The 15,158-nt window shown below is 70.3% G+C and carries 21 protein-coding genes; 9 read left to right on the top strand and 12 right to left on the bottom strand.

Annotated features, from left to right (window positions below; all coding sequences use genetic code 11):
- Window positions 1-93: 93 nt before the first annotated feature.
- Window positions 94-1,146 carry an agmatine deiminase family protein gene (locus V6S02_RS00890; RefSeq protein ID WP_336399482.1) on the top strand — a complete coding sequence of 351 codons (1,053 nt, stop codon included), beginning with the start codon at window positions 94-96 and terminating at the stop codon, window positions 1,144-1,146.
- A gap of 7 nt (window positions 1,147-1,153) precedes the next feature.
- Here V6S02_RS00890 and V6S02_RS00885 read toward each other — a convergent pair whose 3' ends face one another.
- From V6S02_RS00885 to V6S02_RS00870, 4 genes are read right to left on the bottom strand one after another with little or no spacing between them, the layout of a single operon-like run.
- On the bottom strand, window positions 1,154-1,681 hold the full coding sequence (locus tag V6S02_RS00885) for a hypothetical protein (RefSeq protein WP_336399481.1): 528 nt from the start codon (window positions 1,679-1,681) through the stop codon (window positions 1,154-1,156).
- Between the two features lie 48 nt (window positions 1,682-1,729).
- Entirely contained in the window at window positions 1,730-1,897 is a 168-nt protein-coding gene (locus V6S02_RS00880; RefSeq protein WP_336399480.1) for a hypothetical protein, read from the bottom strand.
- A gap of 19 nt (window positions 1,898-1,916) precedes the next feature.
- Window positions 1,917-2,192, bottom strand: coding sequence for a metal-sensitive transcriptional regulator (locus tag V6S02_RS00875; protein WP_124291651.1), 276 nt, complete (start codon window positions 2,190-2,192; stop codon window positions 1,917-1,919).
- Complete coding sequence (locus tag V6S02_RS00870) at window positions 2,192-3,919, bottom strand: FAD-dependent oxidoreductase (RefSeq protein ID WP_336399479.1); 1,728 nt, start codon at window positions 3,917-3,919, stop codon at window positions 2,192-2,194. Before V6S02_RS00870 ends, V6S02_RS00875 begins: the two co-directional genes overlap by 1 nt.
- A 94-nt stretch (window positions 3,920-4,013) precedes the next feature.
- Here V6S02_RS00870 and V6S02_RS00865 point away from each other — a divergent pair, with 94 nt between their 5' ends.
- Both V6S02_RS00865 and V6S02_RS00860 read left to right on the top strand, forming a co-directional pair.
- Window positions 4,014-4,499 (top strand): DUF2975 domain-containing protein, encoded by a 486-nt coding sequence (locus V6S02_RS00865; protein WP_336399478.1) that lies wholly within the window; start codon window positions 4,014-4,016, stop codon window positions 4,497-4,499.
- Window positions 4,499-4,729 (top strand): helix-turn-helix domain-containing protein, encoded by a 231-nt coding sequence (locus tag V6S02_RS00860; RefSeq protein ID WP_336399477.1) that lies wholly within the window; start codon window positions 4,499-4,501, stop codon window positions 4,727-4,729. The genes V6S02_RS00865 and V6S02_RS00860 overlap by 1 nt, the downstream gene beginning before the upstream one ends.
- Window positions 4,730-4,742: 13 nt before the next feature.
- Here the strand turns inward: V6S02_RS00860 and V6S02_RS00855 are convergent, their stop codons facing one another.
- The 3 genes from V6S02_RS00855 to V6S02_RS00845 form a co-directional block, all read right to left on the bottom strand.
- Window positions 4,743-5,606, bottom strand: coding sequence for an SDR family NAD(P)-dependent oxidoreductase (locus tag V6S02_RS00855; RefSeq protein WP_336399476.1), 864 nt, complete (start codon window positions 5,604-5,606; stop codon window positions 4,743-4,745).
- Complete coding sequence (locus V6S02_RS00850) at window positions 5,603-6,034, bottom strand: DUF6069 family protein (RefSeq protein WP_336399475.1); 432 nt, start codon at window positions 6,032-6,034, stop codon at window positions 5,603-5,605. The genes V6S02_RS00855 and V6S02_RS00850 overlap by 4 nt, the downstream gene beginning before the upstream one ends.
- A gap of 71 nt (window positions 6,035-6,105) precedes the next feature.
- Window positions 6,106-6,504: a MarR family winged helix-turn-helix transcriptional regulator gene (locus V6S02_RS00845; RefSeq protein WP_336399474.1), complete on the bottom strand. Its 399-nt coding sequence runs from the start codon at window positions 6,502-6,504 to the stop codon at window positions 6,106-6,108.
- Between the two features lie 84 nt (window positions 6,505-6,588).
- Here V6S02_RS00845 and V6S02_RS00840 point away from each other — a divergent pair, with 84 nt between their 5' ends.
- Window positions 6,589-7,374: a siderophore-interacting protein gene (locus V6S02_RS00840; RefSeq protein WP_336399473.1), complete on the top strand. Its 786-nt coding sequence runs from the start codon at window positions 6,589-6,591 to the stop codon at window positions 7,372-7,374.
- Between the two features lie 13 nt (window positions 7,375-7,387).
- Here V6S02_RS00840 and V6S02_RS00835 read toward each other — a convergent pair whose 3' ends face one another.
- Window positions 7,388-8,854 (bottom strand): glutamate-cysteine ligase family protein, encoded by a 1,467-nt coding sequence (locus V6S02_RS00835; protein WP_124291656.1) that lies wholly within the window; start codon window positions 8,852-8,854, stop codon window positions 7,388-7,390.
- 61 nt (window positions 8,855-8,915) lie between these two features.
- On the bottom strand, window positions 8,916-9,335 hold the full coding sequence (locus V6S02_RS00830) for an MmcQ/YjbR family DNA-binding protein (RefSeq protein WP_336399472.1): 420 nt from the start codon (window positions 9,333-9,335) through the stop codon (window positions 8,916-8,918).
- A 46-nt stretch (window positions 9,336-9,381) separates the two neighbouring features.
- Between V6S02_RS00830 and V6S02_RS00825 the strand changes: the two genes are divergently transcribed.
- A complete protein-coding gene (locus V6S02_RS00825) occupies window positions 9,382-9,855 on the top strand; it encodes a GNAT family N-acetyltransferase (RefSeq protein ID WP_336399471.1) in 474 nt (157 codons plus the stop codon).
- Here the strand turns inward: V6S02_RS00825 and V6S02_RS00820 are convergent.
- The gene (locus V6S02_RS00820; protein ID WP_336399470.1) at window positions 9,837-10,262 is read right to left on the bottom strand and encodes a hypothetical protein; all 426 of its coding nucleotides are present in this window, start codon (window positions 10,260-10,262) and stop codon (window positions 9,837-9,839) included. The genes V6S02_RS00825 and V6S02_RS00820 overlap by 19 nt on opposite strands.
- A 23-nt stretch (window positions 10,263-10,285) precedes the next feature.
- On the opposite strand from V6S02_RS00820, the gene V6S02_RS00815 reads away from it, so the two are divergent.
- On the top strand, window positions 10,286-10,909 hold the full coding sequence (locus tag V6S02_RS00815; RefSeq protein WP_336399469.1) for a peptidase M23: 624 nt from the start codon (window positions 10,286-10,288) through the stop codon (window positions 10,907-10,909).
- Here V6S02_RS00815 and V6S02_RS00810 read toward each other — a convergent pair.
- Complete coding sequence (locus V6S02_RS00810; RefSeq protein ID WP_336399468.1) at window positions 10,895-11,767, bottom strand: SGNH/GDSL hydrolase family protein; 873 nt, start codon at window positions 11,765-11,767, stop codon at window positions 10,895-10,897. The two genes, V6S02_RS00815 and V6S02_RS00810, sit on opposite strands and share 15 nt — an antisense overlap.
- Window positions 11,768-11,837: 70 nt before the next feature.
- Between V6S02_RS00810 and V6S02_RS00805 the strand changes: the two genes are divergently transcribed.
- From V6S02_RS00805 to V6S02_RS00795, 3 genes are all read left to right on the top strand, one after another.
- The gene (locus tag V6S02_RS00805; RefSeq protein WP_336399467.1) at window positions 11,838-12,722 is read left to right on the top strand and encodes an oxidoreductase; all 885 of its coding nucleotides are present in this window, start codon (window positions 11,838-11,840) and stop codon (window positions 12,720-12,722) included.
- A 69-nt stretch (window positions 12,723-12,791) separates the two neighbouring features.
- Window positions 12,792-13,652 carry a fumarylacetoacetate hydrolase family protein gene (locus V6S02_RS00800; RefSeq protein ID WP_336399466.1) on the top strand — a complete coding sequence of 287 codons (861 nt, stop codon included), beginning with the start codon at window positions 12,792-12,794 and terminating at the stop codon, window positions 13,650-13,652.
- Window positions 13,649-14,323, top strand: a complete 675-nt coding sequence (locus tag V6S02_RS00795) for an SDR family NAD(P)-dependent oxidoreductase (protein ID WP_336399465.1) — start codon at window positions 13,649-13,651, stop codon at window positions 14,321-14,323. The genes V6S02_RS00800 and V6S02_RS00795 overlap by 4 nt, the downstream gene beginning before the upstream one ends.
- On the opposite strand, the gene V6S02_RS00790 is transcribed toward V6S02_RS00795, so the two are convergent.
- A complete protein-coding gene (locus tag V6S02_RS00790; RefSeq protein ID WP_336399464.1) occupies window positions 14,317-15,117 on the bottom strand; it encodes an IclR family transcriptional regulator in 801 nt (266 codons plus the stop codon). The genes V6S02_RS00795 and V6S02_RS00790 overlap by 7 nt on opposite strands.
- Window positions 15,118-15,158 lie beyond the last annotated feature (41 nt).

Genomic DNA, 15,158 nt, shown 5'->3' with positions numbered 1-15,158 from the left:
GCTGCCGCCGTTCGGACCGCTCGTCGTCGTCGTCGCACGCGGCTTCACCGGCGCCGTGGCGGGCGCCGTGGCAACCACGGAAGGATCTCCGCTATGACCGACAGCTCCACGCCGCCCCTCGGGTGGCGCATGCCCGCCGAGACCGCACGGCACGAGCGGACCTGGATGGCGTTCCCCCGCGAGGGCTTCACCCTCGGTGACAGCGACGCCGAGCGCGAGGAGGGCTACGCCGCGTGGACAGCGGTCGCCCACGCCATCACCGACTTCGAACCGGTCACGATGGCGGTCGACCCCACCGAGATCACCCGCGCGCGGCGGATGCTCAGCGCGGAGATCGAGATCGTCGAAGCCCCCATCGACGAGTTCTGGATGCGCGATGTCGGGCCGACCTTCGTCGTCGACGACGCCCGACCCGGCACGCTCGCCGCGGTGGACTGGGTGTTCAACGGTTGGGGCGCACCCGACTGGGCGGAGTGGCAGAAGTCCGCCCTCATCGGCCGATTCATCGGCGACCTCCTCGGCATCGAGGTGATCAGCTCACTGCTGGTCAACGAGGGCGGCGGCCTGCATGTCGACGGAACGGGCGCCGTCCTGCTGACCGAGACGGTGCAGCTCGACCCGCGTCGCAACCCCTTCGCCGACAAAGCCCGCGTGGAGGCCGAGATGGCCCGCACGATCGGCGCGACCGACGCGATCTGGCTCTCGCGCGGACTCACCCGCGACTACGACGACCTGGGCACCAACGGTCACGTCGACATCGTCGCGACCTTCGCTGCGGAGGGCCACGTGCTGCTCCACGAGCAGCAGAACCCCGACCATCCCGACTTCGAGGTGTCGCGCCAGATCCGCACCGAGCTCGAGGAGGCGTTCGCCGCCCGCGGTCGGGACGTCACGATCACGGGGCTGCCGGCACCGGCGACACTCCGCGACGACACCGGCGTCGTCGACTGGAGCTACGTCAACCACCTCGTCGTCAACGACGGGGTGATCGCCTGCGGCTTCGGCGAGGAACTCGCCGACACCCGCGCGCGTGAGATCCTCGCCGACGCCTACCCCGGTCGTCGCGTGGTGACCGTCGACGCGCGCCCCCTGTTCGACCGCGGGGGCGGCATCCACTGCATCACCCAGCAGCAGCCCGCCGTCTGAGCCGCGGTCAGGGCGTGAGGGGCGTGATCGTGAGGTCGACGCTCGCGAACGGGAAGGGGAACAGGAAGATGTACCCGCTCGCCGGATCCCACTCCGTGACCGGCAGCAGCGCGAACCAGACCTGCGCGATGACGACGGAGAGACCCGCGACGATCATGATCGCGAGGGCGGCGCGGCGGAGCATCCGTGTCGCCGACTCGAGATCGTCCGCCACCCGGATGACGCGACCGAGCGTCACCAGGACGATCGCCGCGATCGCGGCGAAGACGAAGGGGCCGGGCCCCATCTGCAGCGACAGGCACTGCGGCGCGAGGTCGGTCGTCTGTCCGTCGCGGTCGATGAACCCGCCGTCGGCGTCGAAGCCGCCGGGGCAGAACGATCTCGACCCCCCGATGAAGACGGGGTAGAAAAGGCACGCCACGAGCGTGACGACGAGCAGACGCCGGATCTGGACCACGAGCTCGCGGCCGGCAAGCCCCGGAGCCGGGGTGCGCGGCGCGGCGGCGTCGGGCTGGGGAGGCGAAAGCGTGGGCATCGCCGCCACGCTACCTGAGCTGCGGAGCGCGGGAAAGGCCTCTCCGAGTCAGGCGGCGCCGCCGAAGAGGCGCGCGAGCATGCCGGCGCGGGGCGCCGACTCGTGACCGGGGCAGCGCTGACCGGCGGGAACGGCGGTCATAACCTGGTCGGCGTGCTGGCCGCATCCATCCCAGGTGGTCTTGCCGCAGGTGGCGCAGGTGACGGGGTAGCACATGGGGAATCTCCTTCGGGGGTCAGGCGAGCATCATGAAGAGCTTCTCCAGCTCTTCGGGGGTGGTGCCGTCGTCTTCGAACGCGGCATCGGGGTCGGCCAGGCATTCCTTCATCGCGGTGGAGACGATGGCGAATCCGGCACGGTCGATCGCGCTGCCGACGGCCGCGAGCTGGGTGATCACGTCACGACAGGGCTTGTCCTGCTCGACGGCGGCGATGACCGCGTCGAGCTGGCCGCGGGCGCGGCGCAGGCGGTTGACGATTCGGCGCTGGACCTCGGGGTCGGCGGTGCGCATCAGCGGACTCCTTCCTCACGGGCGGCGGGTTCGGACCAGACGCGCAGCAGATCGGCCGAACGCGATCCGAGCGCCGCACGCAGGGTGAGGATGCCGCCCGAGAGCGACGCGGCATCGAAGCCCGCCTGCACGAGCACGCGGTAGGCGATCGCCGACCGCACCCCCGACGCGCACATGACGCGGACCGGACGGCTGTCGGCGGCATCCGTCACCTCGGCCAGCCGAGCACGCAGCTCGGTGTGCGGAATGTGCAGCGCGCCGGGCAGATGACCGGTGGCGACCTCGTCGGCCGAGCGCACATCGAGCACGAGCGCCGAGGCGAGCACCTCGTCGAGGTCGTCGGCGTACCAGAGGCGCAGTTGACCGGTGCGGACGTTCTCGCCCAGCATGCCGACGAGGTTCACCGGGTCTTTCGCAGCACCGTAGGGCGGCGAGTAGGCGAGGTCGAGATCGATGAGGTCATCGACGGTGAGAGAAGAGCGGATGGCGGTGGCCAGGATGTCGATGCGCTTGTCGACGCCGTCCTCCCCCACCGCCTGAGCTCCCAGGAGCAGGCCGTCGTCCTCGCGGAAGTGCACGATGAGGTGCAGCTGCGCGGCGCCCGGGAAGTAGCCGGCGTGCTGAGTGGGGTGCAGGTGCAGGGTGCGGTAGCGCGTGCCCGCGGCGTCGAGCGACGCGCGGTTCGCGCCGGTGAGGGCTGCGGCGAGAGAGCCGACCCGCACGATCGCGGTGCCCACCGACGAGGGCACCGCCCGCGCGGAATCGGGGCGGAGGATGTCGTCGGCGATGAGCCGGCCGGCGCGGTTGGCCGGGCCCGCCAGGGCGATCGGGCGCCGGACGCCGGTGACCGCATCGACCGCGGCGGTGGCGTCACCGACCGCCCACACTCGCGGAGCAGAGGTGCGTCCGTGTTCGTCGACGACGATGGCGCCCCGGTCGCACACGATGCCGGCCGCCTCGAAGGGGGCGGTGTCGGGACGAACGCCCACCGACAGGACGATGAGGTCGGCGTCGATGCGGGTGCCGTCGGTCAGCACGACGACGTCGTTCTCGGTGCCGTGCTCGACCGCGTTCGCGCCGACCCCGATGTGCAGATCGACGCCGAGGTCGACGAGCTCGTCGGCGACGAGGGTCGCAAGCTCCCGCTCGAGCGGGGGCAGCACATGGTCGGCGAGTTCGACGAGCGAGACGGCGAGCCCCCGAGCGGCGAGCGCCTCGGCGGCTTCGAGCCCGATGAACCCGGCGCCGAGCACTACCGCCCGGCGTGCGCCGGCGTCGACGCGGTCTCGGAGGGCCAGGGCGTCGTCGACGGTGCGGAGGGTCCGCACCCGCGGGGAGTCGAGGCCCGGCAGCGGCGGACGCACCGCCTGCCCGCCCGGGGAGAGCACGAGGGCGTCGTAGTGGATCTCTTCAACCCCGTCGGCGGTCATGACGGTGACCGTCTGCGCCACGGTGTCGACCGCCGTGACGTCGTGGTCGGTGCGCACGTCGAGGTTCAGCGCGGCGCGAAGCGAGGCCGGCGTCTGGACGAGGAGCTTGTCGGCATCGGCGATCTCTCCGCCGACGTAGTACGGCAGACCGCAGTTCGCGAAGGAGACGTGCGGGCCGCGCTCGAGCACGATGATCTCGGCGGACTCATCCAGCCGTCGCCCGCGGGCGGCGCAGCTCATTCCGCCGGCGACGCCTCCGACGATGACGATCCGGTGTGGGGCAGGACTTTGGGGCATGCTCCGATGATACCCCCGGGGGTATCTACCGCGCCTTCGAGTTGCCTGATTTATCGACTTTCGATAGATTCCTCTCGAGCAACAGGAGGAAGCAATGGGAAAGAAGACGATTCTGGCGCTGCGGGTGATCATCGCGCTGTCGCTGGTCGGGTCGCTGATCGTGCAGATGGTCATCGTGCCCCTGCTGTGGATCGACCTCGACGGCGCTCCGCTGTGGGCGCGGGTGAGCATCGCGGTTCTCGTCGTCCTCGGAGTTCTGACCCTCCAGGTCTTCGCCGTCTGCGTCTGGCGCCTCCTGACGATGGTGCGCCGCGACGCCGTGTTCACCCCGGCCGCGTTCCGCTACGTCGACGTGATCATCGGCGCGGTGATCGCGGCATCCGTCGTCACCTTCGCCTTCGCCGTCGTGCTCCGTTTCGGCGAGGCAGCCCCCGGAATCATCGGCCTCATCTCGGGCTTCGCCCTCGTGCTCGCCGGCATGGCCCTGCTGGTGGTGGTGATGAGGATGCTGCTGACGCAGGCCATCGCCCGCGAGGTCGAAGCGGGGCGGCTCCGCGCCGAGCTCGACGAGGTGATCTGATGCCGATCATCGTCGACATCGACGTGATGCTCGCCCGGCGCAAGATGGCCGTCGGCACGCTTGCCGACCTCATCGGCATCACCCCCGCGAACCTCGCCGTCCTGAAGAACGGCCGGGCCAAGGCGGTGCGCTTCTCGACCCTCGATGCGCTCTGCCAGGCGCTGGATTGCCAGCCCGGCGACATCCTGAGGTTCGAAGCCGACGGGGCAGGGGGCGGCGCCGCGGAGTGACCGAGCGAGCCGCTCAGCGTTCGGCGAGGGCTATTCGCGCCAGCTCCTCACTCACTCGCAGCACGTCGTCCTGACGCGCAGGGTCGGCCACGAACGCGGCGATGTCGAATCGGCCGTTCCGATCGAAGAACGCAGCTTCCCCCGACACGAGGGTCTCGTCAGCGAAGATGTCGGCGACCTGTCGTCCGACCTCGTCCGCCGAACGCGTCTTCCGCGCAAAGAAGGGCTTCATCAGCGTGCGGACGATCGCGGGCACCTCGCGCCGGATGTTCGTATCGACCGACCCCGGCCCGTACCCGATCGCGACGACACCGTATCGCTCCGCCGCCCGAGCAGTGAAGAGATCGTTCGCCAACTGCGCCTGACCATGACTGGTCATGCCGGTGCGGGCCCGCACCGCGGCAAGATCGTCGAACTCCATGCGCGCGAACGCCGGCACGTCAGGACTGGACGCTGCGATGGTGACGATCCTCGTCGACGGCGTGAAGGCGCCTCGGGCGGCGAGGGTCTCCATGAGAACGAAGCGCGACAAGTACCCCACGGCGAAGTCGAGCTCGACGCCCTCGGCAGTGTGAGCCGGACGCGTGATGAGGATGCCGACGGCATTGAGCAGCAGATCCACGCTGCCGAGGTCGGCTGCCAGCCCATCGGCAACCTGGCGGGCCGTTCGCATCAGGCTCAGGTCGGCTACGACGGCCCGCATGCTCCCCGGCCCCGGCAGTGCGGCGGCGCGCGCCATCACGGCGTCGGCCTTCGCCTGGGAGCGACCGACGATGACGACGTCGACGCCGCGGGATCTCAGCTCCAGGGCCGTCGCCGCGCCGATGCCGTCCGTGCCGCCCGTGACGACGGCCTTCCTTCCTGCGAGATCGATCACTTCTTCTGCTCCTTCGGATCGGGGATGAGTGCCACCACGAGCGCAGCGGCGGGGATGAGGTGAAGCGGGATGAGCGCGAGCGCGGCCGCGGTGGTCGCGCCAGGGAACGAGCTCGGTGCGACGGCGAGTGAGATAGGAGCCACCAGACTGGCCACAGCCGCAGCGAGCGCGACGGTCACGAACCACCCTCGCGCCCTGCGTGTAAGGCGCGCGAGGACAGCGAAGAAGAGGGTTCCGAGAATCATCGCGAGGACCGTCACGGTGATGACCGGGCCGGGCTGGAGAGCGGTGAAGTCACCGGCATCGAGAGCGGCGGCGGCGGCGAGGGCGATGAGGAGGTTGGAGGCGGTCGCGATGAGGATCGCGACGCCCGCGCGTGCCCAGCGGACACGCGTCACGGGGCGGGCCTCGGATGAAGCAAGAGTCATGGTCTTCCTTTCTGTTTAGGACTGAACTCGTGATGCTGACCTGCGCCCGCGCTGCCGAGACGGGCTCGCTGTCAGCGAGAGAGGCGGACGAGCAAGCGATGGAGCGTGCGGAGCTCCTCGGATGACAGCGCGGCGAATCGCTCCGCCATGAAGGCCTCGTGCGCCGGAACCGCGCGGGACAAGATCGCCTCACCTGCGGCAGTTACGGACAACTCATCACTCCCCTGCACACGACTACGTGACAGCAGTCCCGCATTCTCGAGGCGCTTGACGAGTTGACTGATGTTGCCCTTGGTGACACCGAAGTCCTCGACGAGTTGGCGCTGAGCGACACCCGGGCGCCGTGAGACCTGCATCAGCAGCTGGAACTGCGCCGGGGTCAGGTCGAAGTCGCGGAGCTCCACGGCCCCCTCTTGGGCCACCGCGTGGATGAAGCGCAGCATCTGCGCATAGACGGTCCGAGCATCCATGTGATGAGTTTAGCCCTAAACCTTTGAATCAAGCAAGCCCGTGAGAACGGAGGGAGGATGGAAGAACCCGAACGAAAGAGCGCCATGCCCGAGTCATCCTTCTCCTTCCGCCCGCAGGGTCACGAGCTGCGGTTCCGCCGCCTTCGCCTGGCCGAACGCGAGTGGATCACGCCCGGGTATGTGAGGGTCCGGCTGATCGGGGACGACATGGCGGACTTCGTCTCGGCGGCACCCGACGACCATGTGCGCATCTTCTTCCCCGACGGCGACCCTCACACCGACGAGGAGCTCGCCGCCGCGCCGAGCCGCGAATACACCCCGGCGCGGTGGGGCTCCGACTGGCTCGATCTGGAATTCGTGCTGCACGGCGATCCGGTCGGGGAAACAGCCGGAGCAGCGTCGACGTGGGCGGCGACCGCCCCGACGGGGGCCCTCGCGGGTATCCGCGGACCGCGCGGCTCGAAGGTCGTCGACGGCCGGCCCGACTTCTGGCTGCTCGCGGGCGACGAGACCGCCGTGCCCGCGATGCGCCGCTTCGCGGCGATCATGGACGACCAGGCGCGCGGGCGTATCTTCGTCGAGGTGGCCGACGCCGCCCACGAGCTGCCGATCGACGCGCCCGCGGGTGTCGTCGTCGAGCAGGTGCACCGCGGCACGACGGCACCCGGGTCGGCGCTGGCTGCGCGGCTGAGCGCCCTCGGCGGCGAGGAGCGGCCGACCGGCAGCATCCTGGGGTTCATCGCGGCCGAGCAGTCGATCGTCAAGCCCGGTCGTGAGCTGCTGCTCGAGCGCTGGGGCGTGCCGGCAGACCAGACCGTCATCAAGGGCTACTGGAAGCGCGGCGAGACCTCGGAGAAGAAGCCGCGCTGACGGGCGAGGGCGTTCAGCGCTCCCAGGTGTGCACCGGCTCGTTGGTGTGCATGCCGGCGGTGTAGTCCAGCAGGGTGGCCCGCAGGGCGTCGAAGCGCTCCATGCCGCGGCGCTGGTGCATGCGCCCGATGAACCACTCCGCGCCGGTGACACCCGTGAGGCACCGTTGCTCGATGATGCCCAGCAGGCGCTCGCGCTCGGCGGTGTCGACACCCCATGCCTCCAGTCCGCGGTGGGCGAGGGGGAGCAGGCGCCGGAGCACGAGCTCGGTCGCCGCCACCTGGCCGACCCCGGGCCAGTAGACGCGCGCATCGATGCCGTCGCGGGCGCCGGCATGGAAGTTCTCCTCGGCCGCGCTGAAGGACATCTGCGACCACAGCGGCCGCTCATCCTCGGCGAGCGCGCGCACGAGCCCGAAGTAGAACGCGGCGTTCGCCATGATGTCGGCGACGGTGGGGCCGGCGGCGAGCAGCCGATTCTCCACGCGGAGGTGCGGCATCCCGTCGGCGATGTCGTACACCGGGCGGTTCCACCGGTAGACGGTGCCGTTGTGGAGCTTGAGCTCGGCGAGCGACGGCACCCGGCCCTCGTCGAGGGCGACCGCCGGGTCTTCGTCGTCGACCACGGGGAGAAGAGCCGGGAAGTACCGGACGTTCTCTTCGAACAGGTCGAACACCGAGGTGATCCACCGCTCGCCGAACCACACCCGGGGCCGGACGCCCTGGGCCTTCAGCTCCTCGCTGCGGGTGTCGGTCGCCTGCTCGAACAGCGGGATGCGCGTCTCTCGCCAGAGCTCCTTACCGAGAAGGTAGGGCGAGTTCGCCGACACGGCGAGCTGCACGCCCGCGATCACCTGCGAGGCGTTCCAGTACGCGGCGAAGTCGTCGGGCGAGGTCTGCACGTGGAACTGCGTACTCGTGCATGCCGCTTCGGGAATGATCGAATCGGCCGTGGTGCGGAGCTTCTCGGCACCCGTGATCGAGATCGCGATGTCCTCCCCGCGCGCGTCGAGGATCTGCTCGCTGAGGAGCGCGTAGCGCGGGTTGGCGCTCAGGGTCTCGCGCGTGAGATGCCCCTCGGCGAGGGTCGGCAGGATGCCGATCATCACCAGATGCGCGCCGACACCGGCCGAGCGCTCCTCGGCTCGGTTGAGGCTGCGGCGCAGACCGTCCTCGAACGTCGTCAGCCCTCCCCCGCGCAGTCGCGCCGGAGGGACGTTCATCTCGATGTTGAACTGACCGAGCTCGGTCTGGAACGCCGGGTCGGCGATCGCGGCGAGCGCCTCGGCGTTGCGGAAAGCGGGATCGCCGACCTCGTCGATGAGGTTGAACTCGACCTCCAGCCCCGTCAGCGGATCGTCGGTGTCGAACCGCGATTCGCGCAGCATCTGCGCGAAGACGTCGAGGTTCTGCCGCACCTTCTCACGGTGGCGGGTGCGGTCGGCGCGGGTGAACTCCTGCGGTGCGACATCCTCTCCCATGGGGGCACTCTAGGGGCGCGGGCTCGGCCGGGCGAGGGGTTGCGGACGAGTGCGATCGCGGTCAGCCCGCGCCGGTCCCCCTCAGATCGAGTTCGCGCACCAGCTTCTTCGGCGCCGTGACGCGGTACGACGCGTCGATGAGTTCGGCGACCTCGGCCCACTCGGCATCCGGAGCGTCGCCGGCCGGAACGTCGACGCCGAGCCACCCGGCCGGCCAGAGGTACGCGGGCTCCCAGAATCGGGGGTCCTGCCGGAGGGCCGGCTCGTCGACCGGATCGGGCCGGACGAGGATGGCGCGATCGTGCCGCGCCCCCACCTGGTCGCCGCGTTCCGACCCGCCGAAGTAGCAGAAGGTCTTCGTGGTGAAGAAGTTCGGCCGGCCGTGCGAGACCCGCTCCGCCGCACCCGGCAAAGCCAGGGCGATCTCGCGGATGCGCCGCAGCGCAGCATCCGCCTCATCGAACATGATCGGATGACTCACGCGCCGCACGCTACCGCCGCGCGCCGGCGTCGGCAATGATGAACCCATGCCGACGCCGGTCACAGTGCGATTCGCCACCGAAGAGGATGCCGCGACGGTCGGCGCGCTGCTTCACGACTTCAACACCGAGTTCGAATCGGCCACCCCCGGTGCCGCGTTCTTCGGCGAGCGTTTCGCCGCGCTCCTTCCTCGGGACGACGTGCTGGTCGTCCTCGCCGAGGATGACACCGGCGCGGCTGTGGCCTTCGCCTTCCTCACACTGCGGCCGACGCCGTACTACCGGGGTCCGCTCGCCCAGCTCGAAGAGCTCTACGTGCGCCCGCCCCTGCGCGACGAGGGCATCGGCACCCGCGTCCTCATGGCCGCGATCGACGAGGTGCGTCGCCGCGGGGCCGGCGAGATGCACATCAACGTCGACGAGATCGATCACGACACCCGCCGGTTCTACGAGCGGCACGGCTTCGTGAACATCGAGCCCGGCGAGGACTATCGGATGCTCTGCTACCTCCGTGAGCTCTGATCGCTCTCCGGGTCGCCCGGCGTCGGAGTGAGCAGCCGGCGGACGCCCGCCCGCGCGAGCGTCAGCACGATGATGAGCGCCGTGACGGCGAAGAACCCGCCGAGGCGCACCTCGTCGCCGAAGACGAGGTCGACCAGCAGCAGCACCGCGAACTTGCTGCCCGGCACGATCAGCACGAGCGCGACGACGTTGACCGAGCGTGTGAGCGCGGTGCTCGAGTCGCGGATGCGCGCGACCACCCGCTTCTTCAGCCACAGCACGACTTCGAGCACGACCTTCAGCAGGATCGCGGTGAGGAGAGCGAGGAGGAAGGTCTCGGAGATGACCTCGGGGAAGAGCTGAATGAACACGCCCAGCACGACGAGGTAGACGAAGACGTCCACGAGATCGATCGGGCGAAGGCGCATCGGCGGCAGGCTATACCCGGCGGGTGGATCTCAGGAACGGGTGCCACCATGTGCGGGTGCGCTCCTCCGCGGCATCCCGCATCCAGACCGTGCTCGCGGGTCTCGTCACCGTCGCCGTCGTCGCGGTGATCGCCGTCGTGGTGCTGTTCTCGCCCCGCGGGAGCGCACCCGAATGCCGCACCTGGACCGCTGAGCAGCGCGAGAACGCCGCGACCGTCATCCGGGCGGGTCGGGATCTCGGGCTCTCGGAGCGCGACCAGACCATCGCCGTGATGACCGCCATGGGCGAGTCGTCGCTGCGGAACCTCGACTACGGCGACTGGGAGACCAACGGGGTGCGAAACCCCGACGGAAGCCCCACGACCTCGATCGGACTCTTCCAGCAGCAGGACGAATGGGGCCCGCGCGAGGCGCGCATGGATCCGTACACCGCGGCGACGATGTTCTACCGGGCGATGCTCGACGAGGTCCCCGAAGCCGAGCGCCTTGCGATGGAGCCGACGCTCGTCGCCCACCGCACCCAGATCAACGCCCAGCCCGATCACTACGCGCCGTACTGGCCGGCCGCACAGGAGCTCGTCGCGGAGCTGACGAGTGCGGAGAGCACGCCGGACGAGTCGGATGCCGCGGGCTCAGGAGGCTGCTGACGGCGCCGTCGCAGCGGGGTCGCCCACCCCTGCGCCGGCGAGTGCGCGCACGAAGATGCCCGTGAGGGCGTCGTGCCCTGCCGGCGAGAAGTGACGGTCGTCGACGAGGAACGGCGAAAGACCGGATGACGCCACCCAGCCGGTCGTGTCGACGAAGGCGATCCCGCGCGCCGCAGAGACCTCGGCGAGTGTCGCGCTCACGGCACGGCGCTGGGGCGCCCAGGCCTCCACCTGCACGAGCGGTCCGACGACGACGATCGTCGCCTCGGGGAAGGTGGTGCGCAGCTGATCGAGCGAGGCCTCGGCGGAGGCGCGCACGTGCTCGATCGGGAAGGTCTGGTCGTTGCCGCCGGACTGCACGACGATGAGCGCGGGATCGGCGGGCGGTTGCCACAGCCCGGCGGCGAGGGCATCGCGGATGCTCGGATGCCCCGCCGAGGCGTCAGAGCCCGGCGGCGCGGCGACGAACCCGATGCCGCCGCGCGCGGAGAGGGTGACGTCGTAGCCGAGGTCGGCCGGGGCGCGCGCCACCCATGACGCCTCGGCCGCGGCCTGCGAGTCGCCGATCACCCAGGCGGTGGGCGGCGGCGGGGGTGCAGGCGGGGCGGGGTCGGCGGGCGCGTCGTCGAGCACCGGGGTGGGCAGGAGCGGCGTCGCCGCGGGTGTAGGGGCCGGGGCGGCCTCGGCGGGGACCGGTGCGGGCGTCAGGGGAGCCGCAGCCCGGGCGACGCCGTTGAGGGGCCCGAGCGTGAGCGCGAGCCACCCGACCGTGAGGGCTGCGACGAACAGGATGCCGCCCAGCACCGTCCCCGCGCGACGCAGGCGAGCGCGGCGTCGACGTCGTGCCCGCTCCCCCACTCGGCCAGGCTAGGCAAACGCACCAGATCCGCGGAGGAGACATGCAGGAGTACCTGGTTTTGTGTTCCCTATGGATTCACGCGTCGCCTTGGTCACCGGAGCATCCTCGGGAATCGGAGAGGCCACCGTCCTCGAACTGATCCGCCGCGGATTCGTCGTCTACGCGGGAGCGAGGCGTGTCGAGCGCATGGCGCACCTCGCCGATCACGGCGCCCGCGTCATCCACCTGGATGTCACCGACGACGAATCGATGACGGCTGCCGTCATCGGCATCCTGAATGATCGAGGGCGCATCGACGTGCTCGTCAACAACGCCGGCTACGGCTCGTACGGGGCGGTCGAAGACGTGCCGATCGACGAGGCGCGACGCCAGTTCGAGGTCAACATCTTCGGGCTCGCGCGGCTCACCCAGCTCGTGCTGCCGACGATGCGGCGCCAGCGCCGGGGCACGATCGTCAACATCTCCTCGATCGGGGGCCGCATCTACGAGCCGCTCGGCGCCTGGTATCACGCGACCAAGTACGCCGTGGAGGGGCTCAGCAACTCGCTGCGGGTCGAGGTCGAGCCGCACGGGGTGCGGGTGGTGCTGATCCGTCCCGGGGCGATCCGCACCGAGTGGAACGAGATCTCGCGGCGGAGCGCCCTCGAGGTCTCGGGCGAGACCGCATACGGCCCGCAGGCGCACGCGCTCGTGCGGGCGCTGAGCGCGGCCGACACCGAGAGGGCGCCGGGGCCGGCGGTCGTCGCCGAGGCGATCGGGCGGGCCGTGGATGCCGCGAAGCCGCGCATCCGGTACACCGTCCCCTTCGCCGCGAAGGCGATCGTGTTCGCCCGCTGGCTGCTGCCCGACCGGGTATTCGACGCCGCGGTGCACCGCGTGTTCGGGGTCACCCCCGCCGATCGTCTGGCCGCGGAGGAGTCGGCCGCGGGCGCGCGGGTGGAGAGCGTGGGCTGACGGAGACTCGGCGTTATTCCAATATTTGGAAACTAGTCTCGGAGAATGGAATAGCCCTACACTCGAGCCATGAAGCTTGCACGGCTCGGCCCTGACGGTTCGGAGAGGCCGGTCGTCTTCGTCGGCGACGAGGAGTACGTCGATGTCTCCGACGCGACGGCGGATGTCGACGAACCTTTCCTTGCGGGCGACGGCATCGCCCGCCTGCGACACGTCGTGGCGGACCGTGTCACGCGCGGCGCGGTGCACCGTCTCGCGGGCGAACGCATCGGCGCCCCCATTGCGCGCCCTCACCAGATCATCTGCGTCGGGCTGAACTTCTCCGACCACGCCGCCGAGACCGGTCAAGCGGTTCCCGCCGAGCCGATCCTCTTCACCAAGTCGCCGAACACCCTCGTCGGGCCGAACGACGACGTGCGGATGCCGCGGGGCGGCGAGAAGCTCGACTGGGAGGTCGAGCTCGGCATCGTCATCGGCACCCGTGCCACCTACCTCGCGAGCCCAGAGGACGCGCGCCGGCACATCGCCGGGTTCACCGTCGTCAATGACGTCAGCGAGCGGGCGTTCCAAATGGAGCGTGGCGGCCAGTGGCTGAAGGGAAAATCGGCCGAGACCTTCAACCCCGCCGGTCCGTGGCTCGTGACCCCCGACGAGATCCCCGACGTCCAGAGCCTCGGCATGCGCCTGGACGTCAACGGCACGCGTCGTCAGGACGGATCGACCGCGACGATGATCTTCGATCCGTTCTTCCTCGTGCACTACATCAGCCAGTTCCTCGTGCTCGAGCCCGGCGACCTCATCAACACCGGCACCCCTCCGGGGGTGGGGATGGGCCACACACCCCCGATCTGGTTGCGCCCGGGAGACGTGATGGACGTCTCGATAGACCGGCTCGGCGCGCAGCGCCAGACCGTGGTGGGGCCGCGATGAGACGCGCCGTGGTCACCGGCGGGGCGCAGGGCCTGGGTGCCGCGACCGCGGAGAGGCTGAGCGCCGACGGCGTCGAGGTCGTCCGGGTCGACCGCGTCGGCGACGTCGACGAGCGTGTGGATGTCACCGACGAAGCCGCGGTCGCCGACCTCGCGCGGCGGATCGGCGCCGTCGACATCCTCATCAATTCGGCCGGGATCGTGGGACCGAACCTCCCCCTCGTGGAGACGGGACTCGACGCGTGGCGGGCGACCTTCGAGGTCAACGTGCTCGGGGTCGTGTCGATGATGCGCGCTTTCATCCCCGGCATGGTGTCGGGCGGCTGGGGCCGCGTGGTGAACTTCGCGAGCATGGCCGGCAAGGACGGCAATCCCAACCTCGCTGCCTACTCCGCGTCCAAAGCCGCCGTGATCGCCCTGACGAAGTCGGCGGGCAAGGAGCTCGCGACCACCGGCGTCCTCGTCAATGCCATCGCCCCCGCAGTCATCGCCACACCGATGAACGCCACGACCGCACCCGACGTGCTGGCCCACATCACCAGTCTCATCCCGATGAAGCGCGTCGGCGAGCCGCGAGAGGTCGCCGAACTCGTGGCGTGGCTCGCGTCCGACCGGGTGAGCTTCTCGACCGGCTCGGTCTACGACATCAGCGGCGGCCGCGCCGTCTACTGAGCGGTCTCGTCCGCGAGGGAGCGCGGGCCGCTGCCGCCGGCGACGATGGCTCGAATCCTCGGCACGGCCGAGACGAGGTCTGCCAGCGACGTGCGAAAGGCCAGGGCGCTGATGCTCACGGCGCCCACCGGCGTTGCCCCGTCGACCGGCGGAAGCGCCACGGCGACGCAGGTGATGCCGAGTTCGTTCTCCTGGTCGTCGACGGCGTAGCCCCGCTCCCGGGTGAGCTCCAGTTCTCGCCAGAGAGCGCCGACGTCGGTGAGGGTGCGGGACGTCCGCGCCTCGAGGGGGCCATCCCCGATGAGAGCGCGGAGGTCCGCCTCACTGCCCACCCGGCCGCTCAGCAGCAACTTCCCGACCGCCGTTCGATAGGCGGGATTGCGTCCGCCGACGACCGAGGTGAGGCGCACCGCCCCGGCGGCCGGGTCGGTCTTCGCCCGGTACACGACCTCCGCTCCGTCGAGGACGGCGTAGTGTGCCGTCTCGCCGAAGGTCGCCGTCAGTTCGTCGAGCACGGGTCTGACCCTGGCGACATCCGGCCGCTCCGCGACGGTCTGGAATGCGATGCGGAGGAGCTCGTCGCCGATCGCATAGACGCCGCGGTCGATCTGCTCGGCGAACCCCGCGCGGCGGAGCGCCGCGAGCGCCCGATGGACGGTGGGCTTGGGGCTGGAGACCTCGTGGCTCAGCTGATCCAGGGTCGCGCCCCGAGGGTGGGATCCCAGCGCGGCGAGCACGGCCAGAACGCGGTCGCTGCCGACGATTCGCGGTTCGTCACCCACGACCTCGGTCATGCGATCCCCCTCCGTCCGCTAGGGGCATCGTAGCCGTGCGT

It is taken from the genome of Microbacterium sp. CCNWLW134, from assembly GCF_037083565.1.
In the GTDB taxonomy this organism is placed as follows: domain Bacteria; phylum Actinomycetota; class Actinomycetes; order Actinomycetales; family Microbacteriaceae; genus Microbacterium.
Note: the sequence above shows the minus strand (reverse complement) of the source record. Positions and strands in the feature narration are given on the sequence as shown.

Bases quoted from the DNA above. Each gene is read 5' to 3' on its own strand.
- V6S02_RS00870 (WP_336399479.1), bottom strand. From the start codon at position 3,919: ATGCCCCAAAGTCCTGCCCCACACCGGATCGTCATCGTCGGAGGCGTC.
- V6S02_RS00865 (WP_336399478.1), top strand. From the start codon at position 4,014: ATGGGAAAGAAGACGATTCTGGCGCTGCGGGTGATCATCGCGCTGTCG.
- V6S02_RS00820 (WP_336399470.1), bottom strand. From the start codon at position 10,262: ATGCGCCTTCGCCCGATCGATCTCGTGGACGTCTTCGTCTACCTCGTC.
- V6S02_RS00860 (WP_336399477.1), top strand. From the start codon at position 4,499: ATGCCGATCATCGTCGACATCGACGTGATGCTCGCCCGGCGCAAGATG.
- V6S02_RS00800 (WP_336399466.1), top strand. From the start codon at position 12,792: ATGAAGCTTGCACGGCTCGGCCCTGACGGTTCGGAGAGGCCGGTCGTC.
- V6S02_RS00880 (WP_336399480.1), bottom strand. From the start codon at position 1,897: ATGTGCTACCCCGTCACCTGCGCCACCTGCGGCAAGACCACCTGGGAT.
- V6S02_RS00835 (WP_124291656.1), bottom strand. From the start codon at position 8,854: ATGGGAGAGGATGTCGCACCGCAGGAGTTCACCCGCGCCGACCGCACC.
- V6S02_RS00890 (WP_336399482.1), top strand. From the start codon at position 94: ATGACCGACAGCTCCACGCCGCCCCTCGGGTGGCGCATGCCCGCCGAG.
- V6S02_RS00825 (WP_336399471.1), top strand. From the start codon at position 9,382: ATGCCGACGCCGGTCACAGTGCGATTCGCCACCGAAGAGGATGCCGCG.
- V6S02_RS00795 (WP_336399465.1), top strand. From the start codon at position 13,649: ATGAGACGCGCCGTGGTCACCGGCGGGGCGCAGGGCCTGGGTGCCGCG.
- V6S02_RS00805 (WP_336399467.1), top strand. From the start codon at position 11,838: ATGGATTCACGCGTCGCCTTGGTCACCGGAGCATCCTCGGGAATCGGA.
- V6S02_RS00840 (WP_336399473.1), top strand. From the start codon at position 6,589: ATGCCCGAGTCATCCTTCTCCTTCCGCCCGCAGGGTCACGAGCTGCGG.
- V6S02_RS00845 (WP_336399474.1), bottom strand. From the start codon at position 6,504: ATGGATGCTCGGACCGTCTATGCGCAGATGCTGCGCTTCATCCACGCG.
- V6S02_RS00875 (WP_124291651.1), bottom strand. From the start codon at position 2,192: ATGCGCACCGCCGACCCCGAGGTCCAGCGCCGAATCGTCAACCGCCTG.
- V6S02_RS00850 (WP_336399475.1), bottom strand. From the start codon at position 6,034: ATGACTCTTGCTTCATCCGAGGCCCGCCCCGTGACGCGTGTCCGCTGG.
- V6S02_RS00790 (WP_336399464.1), bottom strand. From the start codon at position 15,117: ATGACCGAGGTCGTGGGTGACGAACCGCGAATCGTCGGCAGCGACCGC.
- V6S02_RS00885 (WP_336399481.1), bottom strand. From the start codon at position 1,681: ATGCCCACGCTTTCGCCTCCCCAGCCCGACGCCGCCGCGCCGCGCACC.